The sequence below is a fragment of the Candidatus Aegiribacteria sp. genome (genome assembly GCA_021108435.1).
In the GTDB taxonomy this organism is placed as follows: Bacteria; Fermentibacterota; Fermentibacteria; order Fermentibacterales; family JCC-6; genus Aegiribacteria.
In genome coordinates, this window is sequence record JAIOQY010000170.1 from 44,890 (window position 1) to 63,018 (window position 18,129).

Here is an 18,129-nt window from a genome sequence, read left to right on the forward strand (position 1 = left end):
GAAGGTATGGGGATGAGCAGGACTTCACTTGATCAGCTTCATGGCAACCTTGATGATGGCCCATCGGGTAAAAAAAAGCTTTTCATAGATCTGGATATCTGTAATTCTGATCAATGTGATGAGTGTGTAGTTGATTGCAGTTACTTCTATCATCCAGTGAATAACGGAATGATATCTCTCATAGAGCTTGCTACATATGTACTTGTCTGCAGAAAGTGCGAAGAACCTCACTGCGTCAATGCATGCCCGAAGGACGCACTTGAAAAACTGGAAGATGCTGACGGAATGCTGGTCCGGCATACTGTCAGATGTGTCAGCTGCCGATCCTGCTCACATGCATGTCCATATGGAACCATCTACCCTGAGCTGACCCCGCATTTGACGAATATCTGTGATTATTGTGAGGGCAGGGATGAGTTCACATGCGTTAAAACCTGTCCGTACGGTGCTCTTAAAATCGTGGATGACACATTCGAGGGTGATAATGTATTCAAAGTGGGTAACAGGGTTGTTGCTCATTCAATTCATTGGGACAGGGACAAGGCATGACTTTTATCTACCTTGTTGTATTCGGCTTTATTGCCACTGCGGTTCTGGGACTGGTAACCAGCTGGATTGACAGAAAGGTTACTGCTCGAGTTCAATACAGGGTGGGGCCACCATTCCTTCAGCCATTCATCGATCTGGTGAAGCTTCTTGGAAAAGAAACTGTCATACCCTCGACGGCCTCACGCGGCGTATTCCTTTCAGCTCCTCTACTCGGTCTCGCCGGTGTGATTACTGCTTCAACAATATTATGGGTGAACCAGTTCTTCGCGGATGGTTTCGCGGGTGACTGGATAGTGATTATCTATCTGCTCACTATTCCGTCTCTCAGTCTCATTATTGCCGGTTTTGCATCAGGAAACCCTCTTGCAAGTCTGGGATCTTCAAGAGAGATGAAACTGGTAATCGCTTACGAGCTTCCATTCATTCTTGCGATGCTTGTTCCGGTTCTCAGTGCTCACTCTATTCGTATTAGTGTAATACTTGAAGCTCAGATAACCGGGATTTTCGCAGGAAATATTTCAGGAATACTGGCCATGATTGTAGCTATACTCTGCGTACAGGCGAAGCTTGGTCTTGTTCCGTTTGATATTCCCGAAGCAGAAACTGAGATTGTGGAAGGTCCGCTTGTAGAATATTCCGGTCCCTGTCTTGCTGTTTTCAAACTTATGAAGAGTATGCTCCTCTTTGTTCTCCCTTTCTTCCTTATCATCCTTTTCTTCGGGGGACTGAGACTGGATGGAATCAACCTTCTCTGGACAGTTCTGGAGTACGTAGGAATTGTGGCGGTAATTACCGTTATTCGAAATACAAACCCCAGGGTTAGAATAGATCAAGCGGTCAGGTTCTTCTGGGGACCTTTGACAATAATTGCAGCAGCTGCTGTGATACTGGCGTTAAATGGATTATAGAAGGGTACGGCTATAGCTGTAATGAGCTTAAAACTGAAAGCACTTCTGAAATCGCCATGGGTGTTTCACCTGTCTACCGGCAGCTGCAATAACTGCGATATAGAAATACTGGACTGTCTAACACCCAGGTTTGACATTGAACGTTTTGGAATGCTTCTTGTAGGGAGTATCAAGCATGCTGATGTTCTGCTTGTTACAGGCTCATGCAACAGAATGTCTGTCGAGAGACTGAAGGTTCTGTACGATCAGGTTCCGAAACCGTGCCTGGTTGTTGCCATCGGTACATGTACCGGATCAAGAGGTCTCTTCATTGACAGCTATAACTGCCCGGTGCCGCTGGACAAAATAATACCGGTTGATGTTTACATACCCGGCTGTCCACCCAAACCGGAAGCTATGATAGCTGGAATTGTCAAGTTAATACAGAAGGTTGGCGGAGCGCAATGACGAGAGAGGAAGTTCTTCAGGATCTCAGGGAACGTTTTGGTGATGACATTATTGAACTTCTTGATAAATCTCCATCACGGGTTTATATCGAGATCAAAACTGAATCGATCGTTAAAATGGGTTCATATCTGTTCAGGAATCTTGGAGCTCGATTCCAGATAGCATCAGGTACTGATATGCCGCCTCATATAGAGATTCTATACCATTTCATTATCGAAGATCTCAACCTGATTATTTCACTTCGCGTATGGCTGAATCGTGAGAATCCTGAAATTGCTTCTCTCGCGAAAGAAATAGAGGCTTTCAACTGGATAGAACGCGAGATCAGCGAACTGCTCGGAGTCACATTTATTGGACATCCTGATCCTCGGAGGCTTCTCCTCGCTGACAACTGGCCAGAATGTGTTTATCCTTTAAGACAGGACTATGAAGAGTGGGATGAAACCGCTGACAGGACAAGGGGGGTGTAATGGGTAAAACAATCATTCCCATAGGTCCGTATCATCCTCTGCTTGAAGAACCGGAGTTCTTCACACTTACAGTTGATGGTGAGACTGTTGTCGATATCGATATGCGAATGGGCTACAACCACCGCGGTATTGAAAAGCTCTCCGAGGGACTGGTCTTTGATAACAGCACATTCGTTGTTGAGCGGATCTGCGGTATCTGTTCCACAAGCCATCCCTGGGCGTTTACCAGAGCGGTTGAAGATATTTTTCCCATGGAGGTTTCCATGCGGGCCAAGTATATCCGGACGATAATCGCCGAGGGGGAAAGAATTCACTCTCATCTTCTCTGGCTCGGTCTTGCAGGGCATTTCCTTGGTTATAACACAGTTTTTATGTGGTCCTGGAAACTTCGCGAGGAGATACTTGATGTGATGGAGATCCTCTCCGGCAACAGGAATTCCTACGCCATGTTCAAACCGGGTGGCGTCAGGAGAGATATTAATGCTGAAGATATCCCGTTATGTCTCAAGAAGATAGATTCAATCGTTCCAACTCTCATTATGCTCAAGAAAGCTGTACTGGATGATCCAGTGCTTCATGCGAGGCTCAAGGGTGTAGGGGTTCTTTCATATCAGGAGGCGATAGATTTCAGTGCCCTCGGACCAACATCCAGAGCTTCCGGTGTTGCCCGTGACGTCCGAAAAGACTCACCGTACGGGGCATACCAGGAGATGGACTGGAACATGATTGTTACTCAGAACGGTGATGTATTCGATAAAGCTGTTGTCAGGATACTCGAAATGGTCGAGTCGACAAATATTATGAAGTACTGCCTTGAGAATCTCCCTGATGGTGAAATTGATGCCTGTATCAAAGATGTGCTTGTTGGTGAGGGTATCGGTTATGTTGAAGCGCCCAGAGGTGAAACATTTCACTACGTCAAAAGCGATGGCACGAACAGACCTGTGCGGCACAAGGTCAGAGCCCCGACTTTCATGAATCTTCCAACATACAAAGCGACTGTCATCGGGCAGACAATCTCTGACGCGACTATAATTCTGGCAGCCATTGATCCCTGCTATTGCTGCACAGAACGCGTTGCTGTCAAAAATGATAAGGGTAAAATGCTTTATAACGGGCAGGATCTTGTCAGACTAAGTCGTGAGAAAACCGAGAAGATGCGACAGAGGATGGGGGGCTAAATGAATCTCAATCTGATAATTGACGCTTTGAGAAATCCAGATGGATTTTTTGCAGCTACTCCCATATCGATTCTCTGTGCAGCATTTGCCGCACTGTTCTTTGTTTTTGTGATTCTTTATTCCATTAAGCATATGAAGGGCCGAAAAGGTCTATGGCGATATTATTTCTATCTCATACTGACGTTCATTTCCACTGTTGCTGTTCTCTTCACCACCAGTTTTGTTCTGTTACTGGTTTTCTGGGGATTTCTCGGGTTTCTTCTTTATCTGCTGATCAATTTCGGCAGGACTGAAGGAACACCCGAAGCAGCAAGGAAAGCGCTTGTAATAATAGGCGGCACAGATGTACTTCTGCTTTTCGGTATTGTTCTTGTATGGAAGCTTGTAGCGGGCAATTCGGGATTTCATGGATTGCTCTATCTACATTTTGGGAATCTTGGCATTCCACTTGCCGGTAGAGCATCCGTTATAGCGTATCTGTGCCTTGCCTCCGCTGCTCTGGCAAAAGCAGGATGTATGCCCTTCCATACATGGCTGCCGGATACAGCCAGAGATGCTCCGGTTCCTGTTACGGCTTATCTGCCTGCTTCATTGGACAAACTTCTTGGTATCTATTTTCTTGCGAGAATTACGCTTGATGTATTTCAAATGACACCTGCTATGAATACAATACTCATGGCTCTCGGAAGTATTACAATAATGGGTGCGGTCATGATGGCACTTGTTCAGCATGATCTGAAGAGGCTTCTGGGATATCACGCAGTAAGCCAGGTCGGATACATGGTTCTCGGAATAGGAACCGGTAACCCGATAGGTATCGCCGGCGCGCTGTTCCACATGTTCAACAACACGATCTACAAATCAAGCCTTTTCCTTGCGGGAGGCGAAGTTGAAAGAAGAACAGGCACATCTGACCTATCCAAACTTGGCGGCCTTGCTAAAGCGATGCCACTGGTATTTGTAGCTTTCCTGATTGCTTCACTCTCGATATCCGGAGTTCCTCCATTCAATGGTTTTGCGTCCAAATGGATGCTGTATCAGGGAATTATCGGTTCTGGCGGAAGCGGTATTTGGATTGTATGGCTGGTTGCAGCCATGCTCGGAAGCGCTCTTACACTTGCCAGTTTCATGAAACTGATTCATACCGTATTCCTCGGACAACCATCGGAAGGTGTAAAAAAGATTGTATCCGGTGAGAAGGAGAAAATCGGTTTTTCCACAGGGGTTCCTCTTCTGGTACTTTCCATACTCTGTATTGGCCTGGGTGTGTTCGCCTGGAAGATACCGTTTGCAGACCTCTTCAGACCTGAAACAGGCGGTCAGGTTCATCTCACAGGTGTCTGGCAGTCCGGACTGGCCACTCTGATGATCATTTCAGGTCTCATTATCGGATACCTTATCTACCTTGCTGGAAAACTCAAGAAAACCAGAACAGTTGCACCGTTTGTAGGAGGTGAAGTTCTTGAGGATAATCCTGATATGAGAGTATCAGGCGTTGATTTCTATAAAACTATCAGGGAGCTTGGTCTGCTGAAAGGTATCTACCGATGGGCGGAGAAGAAGTACTTCGATTTGTATGAGATTGCTGGTAAATTTGTCGGCGGATTTGGAGTAGTGTTCTCTTTCATGCATAATGGATTGCTGTCCAGATACATACTATGGTGTCTTATCGGACTTGTGGTTCTATGCATAGTGCTGATCTGATTGGGTTTGGAAGATGATTGAACTTTACGTACTGCTTGGTTTGATGATTGCAGGTTCATTGATCGCTATCGAGATTAAGAACCTTCTGTCAGCCGTTGTTGCTGTAGGTGTTGTAGGACTCGGGCTTTCTATCGTATTCCTGCTTCTGAAAGCACCGGATGTAGCGCTTACCCAGATTGTGGTTGAAATCGCTGCCGTAATACTCCTCATTCGAGCTACTCTCAATCGTGAAATCGCCGCGAAATACTGTGGCACCAGACCTTTTGGTGCATTTATGGGAATTCTTTTCACCGGTTTTGTGTTTGTAATCGCGCTTATCACCTTCAAAGACGGGCTTAACATATTCGGTGCTCCTCTCATGACTGTTTCGCAGTTCTATCCTCAGAGTGCGATAGAGGGAACAGGCGCTACGAATGTGGTCTCTGCGATAATCCTTGATTACAGAGCATACGATACTCTTGGTGAAGCTACGGTCCTGTTCACAGCTGTTGTTGGTGTTCTCACTGTAATGAGAAGCCCCGGAAAGAAAAAAGAAGAAGATTTGCAGGATAAGAATGAGTAAAGAACCAGATCGCGGAATGACTATTATTGTAAAAACTGTCACCAGGTTAACTGTAGGGCTGATATTTCTTTTTGGAATTTACATAATACTGCACGGTCATCTCACACCTGGTGGAGGATTCGCCGGAGGCGTGATTGTCGCTCTTTCTTTCATTAACCTTGATCTTGCCTTCGGGGGTAAGGTTTCAGCCAGGATATTTTCCAAGGGCAGCACATCGGTTATTGAGGCTTTCGGAGGGATCATGTTTCTGGCGCTTGCTCTTCTTGGGCTTCAATGGGGAGGATTTTTTGATAACTTCCTTCACCCTGACGGAGAACCCGGAATGCTGATAAGCGCTGGAATAATACCTCTGGAGAACATTGCGATAAGTCTCAAGGTTGGTGCCGGTCTGTTTGCTATCTTCCTGACACTGATAACACTCCAGAAATTTGAATCGGAGAAGAAGTAATGGACGCGTATCTGCCATATGTGCTATGCCTCGTACTCTTCTGCATCGGTATCTACGCAGTGATCTCCAAACGGAATATTATCAAGATTATCATTGGTGTTATCATTGCCGAGTATGCGGTCAATCTGTTTCTTATTCTCGTGGCTTACAAGGCTGGAGGCAGATCACCCATATTCTCCAGTACTCAGGAGATACTGCCGGAAGCTATGGTTGATCCCCTTCCTCATGCGCTTGTTCTGACATCAATAGTTATCGGACTGGCAACCACAGCCTTTCTTATTGCGCTTGCTGTGCGTCTTTACGGTAAATACGGAACATTTGATATTTCAAGGATGCGGGAGTTAAGAGGATGATAAACGAAAGCACAATTCCGCTTTTCGTAGCCCTGCCGCTTGCGGGAGCTTTCCTGACCGTGCTCCTGAAAAGGATTAAAGGTATTCCTGACACTCTTGGCGTAATGGCATCCATAGGAACCTTTGTCATGTCAGTATTTACTGTAATACAACTTGAGATCGGCCAGAGAATCATATGCAATATCGGCAACTGGGGCGGATTTCAGGAAGTGCTGGGGAAAATAGTCGGCATTCAGCTGGTAGTAGATGGATTAACAGCCTTCATGCTTGTTGTGGTAAATCTTATTGCCTTCCTTGTTGCGGTATATTCAGTCAATTACATGACAAGATACACTGAAAAATGGCAGTTCTACTCGCTTTTCCTTCTTATGCTTGCCGGAATGAACGGCGTACTGATCACCGGAGACATGTTCAACCTCTTTGTCTTCGTGGAGATCGCGTCAATCGCCAGTTATGCACTGGTTGCCTTCGGCACAGGAAAGAGAGAGCTCGAAGCATCGTTCAAGTATGCTGTAATGGGAGGTATCGCCTCTTTATTAATACTTCTTGGCGTGATATTCCTTTACAGCAATACTGGAACGCTGAATATGGCTGACATGACCCGTATTCTGGCGGGAAGAGACCATCCCGCTCTCCTTTACTTCGTATTCGCTCTGTTCCTTACGGGATTTGGCCTTAAAGCGGCTCTTGTTCCGTTCCACGCCTGGCTTCCTGACGCGCATCCCTCGGCTCCCGCGCCGATATCCGCAATGCTGTCCGGTGTTCTGATTAAGGCTCTGGGCGTGTATGTGATAGCAAGGGTATTTTACAATATATTCGGATTAACTTATGAATTATCCCTTATTTTGATGACACTTGGAGCAATCTCCATGGGAGTTGGTGCCCTGGTCGCACTGAGACAGTGGGATTTGAAGCGTCTGCTGGCCTACAGTTCCATAAGCCAGGTTGGTTTCATCATGCTCGGGTTTGGAATAGGAACCCCTCTCGCGGTACTGGGAGCGCTTTTCCACCTGTTCAATCACTCCATGTTCAAATCTCTGCTGTTCCTTGACTCCGGAGCGATCGAGTATGCGGCACATACTCGGGATCTGAAGGAAATGGGTGGACTCGCGAAGAAAATGCCCATTACGAACGGTTCTACAATCATAGGAGCCATGTCACTTGCGGGAGTACCGCCGTTCGCTGGATTCTGGAGCAAATTGATAATTATCGTTGCCGCTGTACAGGCAAGTCATATGAAATTGGCAGCCTGGGCTGTGCTTATGAGCATTGTTACAATTGCCTATGTACTCAAAGCCGTTAGATTTGCCTTCCTCGGAGAACTCAAAGAAAAATTCGCCAACATCACTGAAGTTCCGGCGTTCATGAGAGTATCCTTAATAGTTCTTGCGCTGGTGTGCCTTTTTGGAGGACTGCTTCTTATTCCTGATCTGAGGAATGGATTCCTTGGACAGGCCGTTGATGTTCTAACCAGAGTAAGCGGGGTGTAGGACTTATGAAGAGCAGAATATTAATGTTCATAATATCCTTCGTAGTGTGGTGCATCCTTTGCTGGGAACCGGATACTGAACATCTGATCGCCGGCGGAGCTGTTTCATTAATTGTCGCAGCCGTCATGGGTTCGCTCTTCGTCACCAGACCGCACTTGATGATACATCCGATCAGAGTGTTTTACTTCCTTTTCTGGTATGTTCCTGTGTTTGTGTGGGAACTGTTGAAGGCGAATTTCGATGTGGCGTACAGGGTAGCGCATCCAGGTCTTCCCATAAAACCCGGAATTGTAAGGCTGAAGACAGAGTTGAAATCAGATACAGGCCTTACATTCCTCGCAAACTCGATAACCCTTACTCCTGGTACTCTGACAATCGATATCAATAAGGATGATGGTATTCTATACATCCACTGGATCAACGTTATCGGTTCTGATCCGGCTACAACCTTCAAGGAAATCGGCAGCAGATTCGAGCCGATACTTAAGAAGATTTTCGAAGAAAACGTGGTTTCAAAATGAGGTCATACAGGTGGCTTGCAGGTACCGTGGTTCTTGGAGTTATTCTTGCCCTTATAATCATCCTTCCTTTCAGAAGTGTGTTCTTCACGCAGAATGATATACATATCAGTTTCACGGGAAGAGCCGTTTACGTCCTGATATTAACTTCACTTATGGTGCTTTTCAGGGTTCTCAGAGGACCGACTGCGGCTGACAGAATTGTAGCGATTGATATTTTCGGTATTCTTATCGTCGGGTTATGTGCTGTACTCAGCGTTACCACAGGACGTTCATGGTACATCGATATTGGTATCGCCTGGGGGCTTCAGAGCTTCATCGGCACGCTGGCTCTTGCCAAGTATCTGGAGGGAAGAAGCTTCGATGATTGATATTATTGGAATGGTCTTTATTGGTTTTGGAATCGGATTTGATGTATTCGGCTGTATTGGACTAATCCGTCTTCCTGATGTCTACAATCGTCTTCAGGCAGCGACAAAATGTGTTACTCTTGGAACATGCAGCATACTGTTCGGTACGTTTCTGATGGCCGGTGGATTTACACCTACAGGTTTTAAAGCACTGATAGCAATAGTATTCCTGATTCTCGCGTCTCCTGTGGCCGCCCATGCGGTGTCCAGAGGAGCTCACCGCGCCGGTATCAAGCTCTGGGACAAGAGCGTGGTTGACAGTTACGCCGAGGACAAAGAGGGAGAAGCTTAGAATAACGAATCGCCACTGGCGATACTCACGGATGGAGATATGAAATATCCAAAGCTCAGAGAACTCGCAGAAGCAATTAAAGCGGTGGTTAAGGGACCTTATACATCGAAGTTTCCCTCGAAACCACACGTTCCTCATCCAAATTTCAGAGGACAGGTTGTTTATGACGAGGAAAAATGCCTTGGATGTCTTGCGTGTGTAGAAGCCTGTCCTGCAAATGCGCTGGCGTTCGAAGATATTATCGAAGGAGAGGGATCTCCAAAACGGGTGATGATCCATTACACCGATACATGTATTTTCTGCGGTGTCTGTGTTGATACATGTATCAGGGAAACCGGAGATACAGGTATCGTTCAGACGAACGAATGGGAACTCTCATACTTCGATCGCGAAAATGCATTCGAAACTATTGAAAAGGAACTTCAGCTTTGCGAGTTATGCGGGGCTGCCATCGGCACAAAGGATCATCTTGTCTGGCTTGCTGAAAAACTCGGAGAGCTTTCATATTCAAATCCCACGCTGTACCTTTCACGACTGAAGGAACTCGGCCTGGTAGATGAGAATATAACAACGGTATACAAAGACGATGGGCGATCTGACAGAGTCAAGATCCTCTGTGCTGAATGCAGACGGAGAACAGCAACATACCCTGAGGAATAACAGAAACGAATATAAAGTTATTACTACCGGTGACATTTGAAAATGTTGCCGGTATTTTGCTATATACACGGGGACATACAGGCTCTGCTGTGTGTCCCCCCAAAACATGTTTCTGGTGCGTGCCATCGAATACAGAAGGATGGTCATATGTGCGAATTTAAGAAAAAAATCCGGGATCTGTTGAAAGGGAGAACCGTCTATATGGGGATGGGCAACATCCTCAGGGGAGACGATGGTATAGGGCCAAAGCTAGTTGAAGTGCTCTGGAAAAAGGGTGCTAGAGCTGTGGATGCCGGTACTGTTCCCGAGAATTATATAGGTTCGGTGAAAAGGCTTGAACCTGATATAATAGTTATGATTGATGCAGTGCACCTTGGAAAGGAACCGGGATCAGTTGAGCTGCTGAAGCGGGATGAAATACTGGAGAACAGCGGTTTCAGCACACACAGTCTTTCACCGGTTCTGGTGATGGAACGGCTGGAAAGCGAGACAGGAGCCGCAGTATTCATGCTGGCTATTCAACCTGGGACTCTCGAGTTTGGTGCTCCGTTGTCCCCGGCAGTTAACAGTTTATTGACAACCCTCCCCGACCTCCTCCCAGGGACGTAGCACACTTCTTCAACTTATACTTCATCATCTCTTCAATTGGATTGGGACCATGTGAGCATTGAAATTCGAGCTGAACAGAGATCAAGACGTTCCGAAGGGGGGAAAGTAGTTGTATATCTGGCAATCATTGTTGCTATTTCGGTTTTCCTTCTGATTAACACTTTCGGAGTTCAACTGGTTGACGATGGCTATTACTATCTGGAGATCGCCCGGAATATCTCCTGTGGAAACGGTATTACATTTGACGGAATAAACAGAACAAACGGTTTTCATCCATTATGGCAGGCTATGCTTGTTCCGGTATTTCTGATGACCCGGAGCAGAGCTCTTGCCGCTCAGGCTGTAACCATGCTTCAGACGCTACTTTTTGCAGCAAGTGGTTTTGTACTTTACAGGATTTTAATTGAGAATACGAAGAAAATCCTCCTTTCAGTCGCAGCTGCTGCTTTCTGGCTTCTGAATTTCTGGTTCTGGAGCAAGGGAGCCCTGTCAGGAATGGAGACCGGACTCCTGATCTTATGTTACGGGATAAGTCTTCTTCTCTTTGCCCGCTCACTTCGTGGATTGTACAGTACATGGCCGCTTTCCATTTCCCTTATCGCAACCTGCATGGCCAGGCTGGATTCACTTGCCCTTGTTTTTGGAGTCTGTCTGATCTTCACTCTTTCTGGAAGGTTCCGTGATGCCCTTCGCACAGGACTTCCGGTGATGATCTATCTGATACTGTATGTGATTGTCAATAAGCTGTATTTCGGGGGAATATTCCCCGTTTCAGGATACATTAAATCCGCTGCAGGTAGTGAACTTCTAAGACAGTTGCTCGAAAATGGAGACATTGGATTTTTTCAGCATGGAGTAAATAATTTTGTTAATTTTGCCACCCTTGGAGGACGCCTTCCTCTTCCAGCCGCGCTTGCGGTTGTTGGGGGAGTCATCTGGGCAGCTGTGTGGTTTATAAGAACCGAAGTTACTTCGAACAGGGAACTGATGGCTGTGTGCTGCTGCTACACTGTTTTTCTTCTGTTCTATTACTCCTTCATGTACGAATCGCTTCTGGATGTATATACCTATTACTGGTTTCCTGTGATTTTCGGAGTAATGATTTCATTTGTTCTTCTATTATCAAGAATAAGAATCAGATTACTCAGACAGGGAATTACATGGATTCTTCTTGCGGGACTTGTCGTTTTCAATATCGTGTATGCCAATGATCGTCTTCAGGGATATTCGTTTGTGATTCCGGATTCCCAAAGACCCGAGCGGAATGGTGTTGATTTTCTGAACACACTTGACGACGGGACAGTGATTGGATCGTGGGATGCAGGATATGTAGGATATTACTGCAAACATCGGATCGTGAATCTGGATGGTCTTGTCAACAATTACGAATATCAGAGAATTCTGCATGATCAGGGTCTCGAAAAATACCTTTATATGCAGAACATTACATGTATTGCAAACATTGATCATTTCACAGGCACTCGCGATATGATAGAACGCATGTCGGGGTGGTATCAGGTATTTGAGGATTCGAGCGAATTTCCCAATCCTGTTTCACTATTTTCAGTATCTGAGGATGGGAGTCTTTATGCGTCACGGCAGTCCAGAGTATTTTTCGTATACTGCCGATCAGTCGTTTTTCAACCTGAAAACTGATTTTCCAGGAAACCGCAGAATTCTTCGATTCCTTCGCCCGTTTTCGCCGAGACGGTGAATACAAGGACTTCCGGATTAAGACTTCTGCATTCATCTATCGTTCTGTCTACGTCGAAATCAATGTGGGGGAGAAGATCCATCTTGTTGATCAAAAGTACTGATATCCTGCTGAAAAGGGAGGGATACTTAAGTATCTTGTCATCACCCTCTGGCAGGGAAATGAGTCCTATCTTGAGGTTCTCACCAAGATCGTAACCGCTTGGACAAATCAGATTGCCCACATTCTCGATACAGAGCAAAGCGAGTTCATCCGATTCAAGATCCATGTGTCCAAGAGCGTGATTAACTGCTTCAGCATCGAGATGACAGGAACCGCCGGTTTCTATCTGCCAGGCCTGGCATCCTGCTTTTCTTACTCGTTCCGCATCGCGGTCAGTTTGCACATCTCCTTCAATAACAGCCATCTTCGATCCGAAAAAACGGGCCATTGATTCGAGAAGTGTGGTTTTACCGGCACCTGGAGAACTGATAAGATTAAGTGTGAATATTTTCTTCCCACTCAGCAATTCCCTGTTAGACGCAGCAAAACGGTCGTTCTTATCCATGACAGGGGTGGAGATGTTCACTGTCTGTTTTGTGGTATCATCGCACATATCAGTCTGTTCCTTCCATGATCTCTACGCTGTCTACCGTAAATTCTCTTCCTGACAGTATCTTTCTGTTGAAGGAACCGCACGATGGACAGCCCTGGTAAAATTCCTTTGCCTGGTACTCAGCATCGCAGTCAAGGCAGATAAGTTTTGCTTCTGTTTCAGTTATTACAAGCCTTGGTTCACCGAATCCCTCCATCTTTGCCACTTCTGTGAAGCAGAATCGGAGGGATTCAGGAGATATTCCTGACAGCGGACCAATGGTAATGTTCACCGTATCCAGAGGTTTGCATCCTCCAAGAACTTTACCAATGATCCTTGTCATATCTTTCGCAAGAGATAGTTCGTGCATTACGCTCCGATCATTGATCGGTGTATGGTCTGAAACTGCTTTAGATGGTAGAATATACGCTGTATTCAGCAGGAGATGTACCCCGATCGAAGTCCGGAGAAGTTGATTTGAAGCGACTTAGAATGGAAATCCACGGAGCTGTACAGGGTGTCGGATTCAGGCCTTTCGTATACCGGCTGGCTGACAGTTTTGATGTTACAGGATGGGTATGCAATGCTGCAGCCGGTGTGATACTCGAGATTGAGGGAGAAGAAGCAGTTCTGCGGAGGTTCGGGGAAGCGGTGGAAAAAGAAAAACCGGCTCTTTCCATTATTCAGGATGTCACCAGAGAATATCTTGATCCTATTGGATACATCGGTTTTGAGATCAGGAAGAGTACTGGAGGAGAGAGAAGAGTTCTTGTTCTTCCTGATATATCTACATGTGATGATTGTCTGGAAGATATAATGGACCCTGAAAACAGAAGATATCGATATCCGTTTACCAACTGTACCAATTGCGGTCCGAGATACTCAATCATCAAATCCATCCCTTACGACAGACCTGCTACGACAATGGCCAGTTTCCAAATGTGTAAGAAGTGCCTATCCGAGTACGAAAATCCTTCCAACAGGAGGTTTCACGCACAGCCGAACGCATGTCCTGAGTGTGGACCGCATCTTGAACTCTGGAATCACAGCGGCAAAATTCTTGCGGAAAGAGATGAAGCCTTAAGGAGAACAGCATCCGCAATACTCGATGGTAAAATCGTAGCAGTAAAGGGGCTTGGCGGATTTCATCTGATTGCTCTCGCAAGCTCTGATAAAGCCATCCAGCTCCTGAGGAAGCGAAAGGGCAGGAAAACCAAACCTTTTGCTCTGATGTTTCCCTCTTCAGATATGATCTCAACCTTCTGCGAAGTATCAGAAATGGAACAGGATTTGCTCAGATCTCCCGAATCCCCGATTGTTCTGCTCAAAAAGCTGGAAGATCATGGATCTTCTAATATACTCTCGGATTTCATTTGTCCTGGGAACCCTGATCTTGGTGTCATGCTTCCATATACACCTCTTCACCATCTTCTCCTGCAGGAGATTGGCGAGCCTGTTGTAGCAACCAGCGGTAACCTTTCCGATGAACCCATATGCACAGATGAAAAGGAAGCCTTAAAAAGATTATCCGGTCTGGCGGATCTGTTCCTTATTCACAACCGCCCTATAGCAAGGCATGTTGATGATTCAATAGTACGGGTGGTGGATGGCAGGGAGATGGTTCTAAGACGAGCCAGAGGGTACGCTCCTCTGCCGGTAAGGATGAATAAGGAATCCGATGCGATATTGGCTGTCGGAGCACATCTTAAGAATACTCTGGCGCTCTCGATAGGTAATAATGTTTTTGTAAGTCAGCATATCGGAGACATGGAGACGCCTCAGGCAGTTAAAGCATATGAGGAAGTATGGAGCAGCATAGAGTCGCTTTACCATGCCAAACCAAAAAAAATCATTCATGACATGCATCCGGAATACATCTCTACAAAATTCGCTGTGGAATCCGGTCTTCCAGCGTTTCCGGTGCAGCATCATGTAGCTCATATCTGTTCCTGTATGCTCGATAACGGATTAAACCCTCCACTCCTTGGAGTATCATGGGACGGAACTGGATATGGCACTGACGGTAAAATATGGGGAGGGGAATTCTTTTACATAGGCAAGGAATCCATTGAGAGAATTGCACATCTGAGAGAATTCAGGCTTCCAGGAGGAGAAAAGGCCATAAGGGAACCGAGAAGATCAGCACTCGGACTTCTGTCAGAGATGTTCGATGATTCAGACCGGTACGTTCCGCCTGATGTATTTACGGAAGAAGAGCTTACCGTATTGAAACGGATGCTGAAGAACGATCTTAATTCACCTTATACTTCGAGCGCGGGAAGACTTTTTGATGTGGTTTCGTCAATGCTCGGACTTTGTCAGACAAATGAATTCGAGGGTCAGGCAGCGATGCTGCTTGAATATGCTGCTGCGGGAGTTGAAACTGATGATTCGTATAATCTTTTACTGGATAGAAGCGCTGGAAAACCCTGGATACTGGACTGGGAATCTCTTATCAATGATATAATCGAAGATATTGCCATCGGGGAGAAAACATCCTTGATCTCTGCTAGGTTTCATAACGCGCTTGCTGAGGGAATAGTATCTGTGGCTGAGATAATCGGGGAGAAAAGAGTGGCTCTAAGCGGCGGGTGTTTTCAGAACGTATATCTGGCAGAAAGAACAGCAGATCTGCTTCGGAAGAGAGGGTTCACGCCAGTTCTGCACAGGAGAATACCACCGAATGACGGCGGTATAGCTCCAGGACAGATATTTGCAGCGGTGAATCTATACGAACAAATGACAGGAGATTAAGGATGTGTCTTGGAGTGCCGGGAAGGATTGAAGAGATTATCCAGGGAGACGATCCGATCTTCAGGACTGGAAAAGTGAGTTTCGGCGGAATCCTGCGTGATATAAGTCTGGCAGGGGTCAGTAATGCAGAAGTTGGTGACTGGGTTATTGTTCATGCCGGTTTTGCTCTGAACAAATTGAATGAGGATGAAGCAACTGAGGTTTTCAAATATCTCAGGCAGATTTCGGAATATGGTAAAGAAGAACTTAAAAGCGATCATAATACCTTACAACGAAATATTATACCCGATACGGGTACATCTTGAAATATGTTTCAGAATACCGTGATCGAGCAGCAGCTGAGGAGTATGCTGAAAGAATTAATCAGCTGGTTTCCAGGGAATGGACAATAATGGAAGTATGTGGTGGACAGACCCATTCCATTCTTAAATACGGTATCGATAAGCTTCTTCCGAAAAGTATATCACTGATTCACGGTCCTGGATGTCCTGTATGTGTGACCCCGATTGAACTGATCGATCAGGCGATTGAAATAGCCGGTAATAAGAATGTCATTCTCTGTTCTTTCGGTGATATGCTTCGAGTACCTGGCAGCACACAGGATCTGATGGGTGTCAGGGCTTCCGGTGGAGACATTAGAATAGTCTATTCACCAATTGATGCTGTGAAGATCGCAGAACAGAACCCGCTAAAAAATGTTGTGTTCTTCGGAGTAGGTTTCGAAACAACAGTTCCTGTAACAGCAGCAGCAATCATACAGGCAGATCATCTTAACCTGGATAATTTCTATATGCTCGTATCGCACGTTCTTGTTCCGCCTGCAATGCAAGCGGTTCTCTCAAATCCCGAATGCCGAGTGCAGGGATTCCTTGCAGCCGGGCATGTCTGTTCAATAATGGGTTACATTGAATACGAGTCTATTGCAAGAGAGTACAACGTACCCATAGTTGTTACCGGTTTTGAACCACTCGATATCCTTGAGGGAATTCACATGTGCCTGAAGCAGCTGGAGGAAAGCAGGGCGGAAGTTGAAAACCAGTACACGCGCTCAGTAAACAGGAATGGTAATCCCGAAGCCATCGATATGATACGTGAAGTATTTAAAGTAATTGACAGGAAATGGCGGGGGATAGGTGCAATACCGGCAAGTGGACTCGGGTTGAGGGATAAATATTCGAAATTCGACGCCGCAGAACGATTCGGTGTCAGCGGACATACAGTCGAGGAGTCAGGCGAATGCATATCAGGACAGGTTTTAACAGGTGAGAAAAAACCTGACGAATGTACCGCTTTCGGTGGTAAATGTACCCCGGAACATCCACTTGGAGCCCTGATGGTATCATCCGAGGGAGCATGTGCTGCATATTATCGCTACAGATTAACCAGGAGTAACCGATGATTCCAAACGAAAGCTGCCCTATACCTCTATCTGATTACCCTGAAGTAACCATGGCGCACGGCGGCGGTGGAAAGCTCATGCATGACCTAATCAGCAGGATGATGTACAGAGTCTTCTCAAATCCAATTCTGGATGCTCAGCATGATGGGGCTGTTCTTAAAATCAAAGGCGGGAAAATTGCATTTTCTACCGATTCGCATGTAATTACCCCTCTGTTCTTTCCGGGAGGTGATATCGGATATCTTTCCGTATACGGAACTGTTAACGATCTTGCTATGTGCGGAGCAAAACCCGAATGGTTGAGCGCCAGCTTCATACTTGAGGAAGGACTCCCAATGGAAACCCTCTGGAGGGTTGTTCAATCGATGGGAGAAGCCGCTGAAAGAACAGGTGTATCAATTGTAACAGGAGACACAAAGGTTGTTGACAGAGGTAAGGGCGACGGGATCTATATCAATACTGCTGGAGTGGGTGTTATCCCTGACGGTGTAGATATCAGCCCATCCAGGGTTAGAAAAGGAGATTCCATTATTCTCAGTGGTGACATTGGACGGCACGGAATCGCCATCATGGCCATTCGTGAAGGAATCGATTTCCAGACGGTCATTCAGAGTGATCTTGCGCCCCTTGACAGAATAGTCTCAGAACTGCTTGAAGCTGATCTCGATATTCACTGTATGAGGGATCTTACAAGGGGAGGGCTTGCCAGCGGTCTGAATGAAATCGCTTCTGCCGGTAAAGTTTCAATAAATATCAGGGAGAGCCTTATCCCTGTTCGTGATGATGTTCTTGGAGCCTGCGAGATACTTGGATTTGATTCGCTCTACGTTGCCAATGAGGGGAGATTCGTTGTTATACTTCCCGAAGAGAATGCCGAAAAGGCTGTTGATATTCTTCAAAAATATGAAGACAGCCGACAGGCAACCATCATTGGACATGTTGCAGAAGCATCATATGCTGATGTAATCATGGAAAGCAGCATTGGAGCTGAGAGAATCGTTGACATGATGAGCGGCGAACAACTTCCCCGAATCTGCTGAGAATATTGGAGTCTGTTCTTAAGTATTCAATGTACATAATAACGCTT

22 protein-coding genes are annotated in these 18,129 nt (G+C 46.0%); 20 read left to right on the plus strand and 2 right to left on the minus strand.

From position 1 onward, the window contains the following. Window positions 1-12 precede the first annotated feature (12 nt). The 16 genes from K8R76_09455 to K8R76_09530 all read left to right on the plus strand — a co-directional run bounded on the left by K8R76_09455 (window position 13) and on the right by K8R76_09530 (window position 12,257). A complete protein-coding gene (locus K8R76_09455; protein MCD4848406.1) occupies window positions 13-549 on the plus strand; it encodes a hypothetical protein in 537 nt (178 codons plus the stop codon). Continuing rightward, the gene (locus tag K8R76_09460) at window positions 546-1,457 is read left to right on the plus strand and encodes an NADH-quinone oxidoreductase subunit H (protein MCD4848407.1); all 912 of its coding nucleotides are present in this window, start codon (window positions 546-548) and stop codon (window positions 1,455-1,457) included. Before K8R76_09455 ends, K8R76_09460 begins: the two co-directional genes overlap by 4 nt. A gap of 21 nt (window positions 1,458-1,478) precedes the next feature. Further along, the gene (gene nuoB, locus K8R76_09465) at window positions 1,479-1,904 is read left to right on the plus strand and encodes an NADH-quinone oxidoreductase subunit NuoB (GenBank protein ID MCD4848408.1); all 426 of its coding nucleotides are present in this window, start codon (window positions 1,479-1,481) and stop codon (window positions 1,902-1,904) included. Beyond that, window positions 1,901-2,374 carry an NADH-quinone oxidoreductase subunit C gene (locus K8R76_09470; protein ID MCD4848409.1) on the plus strand — a complete coding sequence of 158 codons (474 nt, stop codon included), beginning with the start codon at window positions 1,901-1,903 and terminating at the stop codon, window positions 2,372-2,374. Before nuoB ends, K8R76_09470 begins: the two co-directional genes overlap by 4 nt. After that, a complete protein-coding gene (locus K8R76_09475) occupies window positions 2,374-3,555 on the plus strand; it encodes a nickel-dependent hydrogenase large subunit (protein ID MCD4848410.1) in 1,182 nt (393 codons plus the stop codon). Before K8R76_09470 ends, K8R76_09475 begins: the two co-directional genes overlap by 1 nt. Continuing rightward, window positions 3,556-5,259: a hypothetical protein gene (locus tag K8R76_09480; GenBank protein MCD4848411.1), complete on the plus strand. Its 1,704-nt coding sequence runs from the start codon at window positions 3,556-3,558 to the stop codon at window positions 5,257-5,259. It abuts the gene before it with no gap. Between the two features lie 13 nt (window positions 5,260-5,272). Further along, on the plus strand, window positions 5,273-5,821 hold the full coding sequence (locus K8R76_09485) for a DUF4040 domain-containing protein (GenBank protein ID MCD4848412.1): 549 nt from the start codon (window positions 5,273-5,275) through the stop codon (window positions 5,819-5,821). Beyond that, on the plus strand, window positions 5,814-6,269 hold the full coding sequence (locus K8R76_09490) for a hypothetical protein (protein ID MCD4848413.1): 456 nt from the start codon (window positions 5,814-5,816) through the stop codon (window positions 6,267-6,269). The genes K8R76_09485 and K8R76_09490 overlap by 8 nt, the downstream gene beginning before the upstream one ends. Next, window positions 6,269-6,622 (plus strand): sodium:proton antiporter, encoded by a 354-nt coding sequence (locus K8R76_09495; protein ID MCD4848414.1) that lies wholly within the window; start codon window positions 6,269-6,271, stop codon window positions 6,620-6,622. Before K8R76_09490 ends, K8R76_09495 begins: the two co-directional genes overlap by 1 nt. Continuing rightward, window positions 6,619-8,112, plus strand: coding sequence for a monovalent cation/H+ antiporter subunit D family protein (locus K8R76_09500; protein MCD4848415.1), 1,494 nt, complete (start codon window positions 6,619-6,621; stop codon window positions 8,110-8,112). Before K8R76_09495 ends, K8R76_09500 begins: the two co-directional genes overlap by 4 nt. Window positions 8,113-8,117: 5 nt before the next feature. Further along, entirely contained in the window at window positions 8,118-8,633 is a 516-nt protein-coding gene (locus tag K8R76_09505) for a Na+/H+ antiporter subunit E (protein MCD4848416.1), read from the plus strand. Further along, on the plus strand, window positions 8,630-9,001 hold the full coding sequence (locus K8R76_09510) for a cation:proton antiporter (GenBank protein MCD4848417.1): 372 nt from the start codon (window positions 8,630-8,632) through the stop codon (window positions 8,999-9,001). The genes K8R76_09505 and K8R76_09510 overlap by 4 nt, the downstream gene beginning before the upstream one ends. Continuing rightward, window positions 8,994-9,332, plus strand: a complete 339-nt coding sequence (gene mnhG, locus K8R76_09515; protein ID MCD4848418.1) for a monovalent cation/H(+) antiporter subunit G — start codon at window positions 8,994-8,996, stop codon at window positions 9,330-9,332. The genes K8R76_09510 and mnhG overlap by 8 nt, the downstream gene beginning before the upstream one ends. Before the next feature lie 39 nt (window positions 9,333-9,371). Next, the gene (locus K8R76_09520; GenBank protein ID MCD4848419.1) at window positions 9,372-9,992 is read left to right on the plus strand and encodes a 4Fe-4S dicluster domain-containing protein; all 621 of its coding nucleotides are present in this window, start codon (window positions 9,372-9,374) and stop codon (window positions 9,990-9,992) included. Window positions 9,993-10,139: 147 nt separating this feature from the next. Further along, a complete protein-coding gene (locus K8R76_09525; GenBank protein MCD4848420.1) occupies window positions 10,140-10,601 on the plus strand; it encodes a hydrogenase 3 maturation endopeptidase HyCI in 462 nt (153 codons plus the stop codon). A 51-nt stretch (window positions 10,602-10,652) separates the two neighbouring features. Further along, complete coding sequence (locus K8R76_09530) at window positions 10,653-12,257, plus strand: hypothetical protein (GenBank protein ID MCD4848421.1); 1,605 nt, start codon at window positions 10,653-10,655, stop codon at window positions 12,255-12,257. Here K8R76_09530 and hypB read toward each other — a convergent pair. Beyond that, window positions 12,242-12,910 (minus strand): hydrogenase nickel incorporation protein HypB, encoded by a 669-nt coding sequence (gene hypB, locus K8R76_09535; GenBank protein MCD4848422.1) that lies wholly within the window; start codon window positions 12,908-12,910, stop codon window positions 12,242-12,244. The genes K8R76_09530 and hypB overlap by 16 nt on opposite strands. A 1-nt stretch (window position 12,911) precedes the next feature. Continuing rightward, window positions 12,912-13,259 carry a hydrogenase maturation nickel metallochaperone HypA gene (locus tag K8R76_09540; GenBank protein ID MCD4848423.1) on the minus strand — a complete coding sequence of 116 codons (348 nt, stop codon included), beginning with the start codon at window positions 13,257-13,259 and terminating at the stop codon, window positions 12,912-12,914. Between the two features lie 44 nt (window positions 13,260-13,303). On the opposite strand from K8R76_09540, the gene hypF reads away from it, so the two are divergent. The 4 genes from hypF to hypE are packed head-to-tail and all read left to right on the plus strand — an operon-like array spanning window position 13,304 to window position 18,082. After that, window positions 13,304-15,643: a carbamoyltransferase HypF gene (gene hypF, locus K8R76_09545; GenBank protein ID MCD4848424.1), complete on the plus strand. Its 2,340-nt coding sequence runs from the start codon at window positions 13,304-13,306 to the stop codon at window positions 15,641-15,643. 2 nt (window positions 15,644-15,645) lie between these two features. After that, window positions 15,646-15,948: a HypC/HybG/HupF family hydrogenase formation chaperone gene (locus tag K8R76_09550; protein ID MCD4848425.1), complete on the plus strand. Its 303-nt coding sequence runs from the start codon at window positions 15,646-15,648 to the stop codon at window positions 15,946-15,948. Continuing rightward, window positions 15,945-17,042, plus strand: coding sequence for a hydrogenase formation protein HypD (gene hypD, locus K8R76_09555; protein ID MCD4848426.1), 1,098 nt, complete (start codon window positions 15,945-15,947; stop codon window positions 17,040-17,042). Before K8R76_09550 ends, hypD begins: the two co-directional genes overlap by 4 nt. Beyond that, complete coding sequence (gene hypE / locus K8R76_09560; GenBank protein MCD4848427.1) at window positions 17,039-18,082, plus strand: hydrogenase expression/formation protein HypE; 1,044 nt, start codon at window positions 17,039-17,041, stop codon at window positions 18,080-18,082. The genes hypD and hypE overlap by 4 nt, the downstream gene beginning before the upstream one ends. The last annotated feature ends 47 nt before the right edge of the window (window positions 18,083-18,129 follow it).

What these genes read in the sequence shown, in the direction of transcription:
- K8R76_09460 (MCD4848407.1), top strand. Translation starts at nt 546, where the DNA reads ATGACTTTTATCTACCTTGTTGTATTCGGCTTTATTGCCACTGCGGTT.
- K8R76_09490 (MCD4848413.1), top strand. Translation starts at nt 5,814, where the DNA reads ATGAGTAAAGAACCAGATCGCGGAATGACTATTATTGTAAAAACTGTC.
- K8R76_09525 (MCD4848420.1), top strand. Translation starts at nt 10,140, where the DNA reads ATGTGCGAATTTAAGAAAAAAATCCGGGATCTGTTGAAAGGGAGAACC.
- K8R76_09520 (MCD4848419.1), top strand. Translation starts at nt 9,372, where the DNA reads ATGAAATATCCAAAGCTCAGAGAACTCGCAGAAGCAATTAAAGCGGTG.
- K8R76_09505 (MCD4848416.1), top strand. Translation starts at nt 8,118, where the DNA reads ATGAAGAGCAGAATATTAATGTTCATAATATCCTTCGTAGTGTGGTGC.
- K8R76_09500 (MCD4848415.1), top strand. Translation starts at nt 6,619, where the DNA reads ATGATAAACGAAAGCACAATTCCGCTTTTCGTAGCCCTGCCGCTTGCG.
- hypE (MCD4848427.1), top strand. Translation starts at nt 17,039, where the DNA reads ATGATTCCAAACGAAAGCTGCCCTATACCTCTATCTGATTACCCTGAA.
- K8R76_09540 (MCD4848423.1), bottom strand. Translation starts at nt 13,259, where the DNA reads ATGCACGAACTATCTCTTGCGAAAGATATGACAAGGATCATTGGTAAA.
- K8R76_09495 (MCD4848414.1), top strand. Translation starts at nt 6,269, where the DNA reads ATGGACGCGTATCTGCCATATGTGCTATGCCTCGTACTCTTCTGCATC.
- nuoB (MCD4848408.1), top strand. Translation starts at nt 1,479, where the DNA reads ATGAGCTTAAAACTGAAAGCACTTCTGAAATCGCCATGGGTGTTTCAC.
- K8R76_09455 (MCD4848406.1), top strand. Translation starts at nt 13, where the DNA reads ATGAGCAGGACTTCACTTGATCAGCTTCATGGCAACCTTGATGATGGC.
- hypF (MCD4848424.1), top strand. Translation starts at nt 13,304, where the DNA reads ATGGTAGAATATACGCTGTATTCAGCAGGAGATGTACCCCGATCGAAG.
- K8R76_09510 (MCD4848417.1), top strand. Translation starts at nt 8,630, where the DNA reads ATGAGGTCATACAGGTGGCTTGCAGGTACCGTGGTTCTTGGAGTTATT.
- K8R76_09475 (MCD4848410.1), top strand. Translation starts at nt 2,374, where the DNA reads ATGGGTAAAACAATCATTCCCATAGGTCCGTATCATCCTCTGCTTGAA.
- hypB (MCD4848422.1), bottom strand. Translation starts at nt 12,910, where the DNA reads ATGTGCGATGATACCACAAAACAGACAGTGAACATCTCCACCCCTGTC.
- mnhG (MCD4848418.1), top strand. Translation starts at nt 8,994, where the DNA reads ATGATTGATATTATTGGAATGGTCTTTATTGGTTTTGGAATCGGATTT.
- K8R76_09550 (MCD4848425.1), top strand. Translation starts at nt 15,646, where the DNA reads ATGTGTCTTGGAGTGCCGGGAAGGATTGAAGAGATTATCCAGGGAGAC.
- K8R76_09470 (MCD4848409.1), top strand. Translation starts at nt 1,901, where the DNA reads ATGACGAGAGAGGAAGTTCTTCAGGATCTCAGGGAACGTTTTGGTGAT.
- K8R76_09480 (MCD4848411.1), top strand. Translation starts at nt 3,556, where the DNA reads ATGAATCTCAATCTGATAATTGACGCTTTGAGAAATCCAGATGGATTT.
- K8R76_09485 (MCD4848412.1), top strand. Translation starts at nt 5,273, where the DNA reads ATGATTGAACTTTACGTACTGCTTGGTTTGATGATTGCAGGTTCATTG.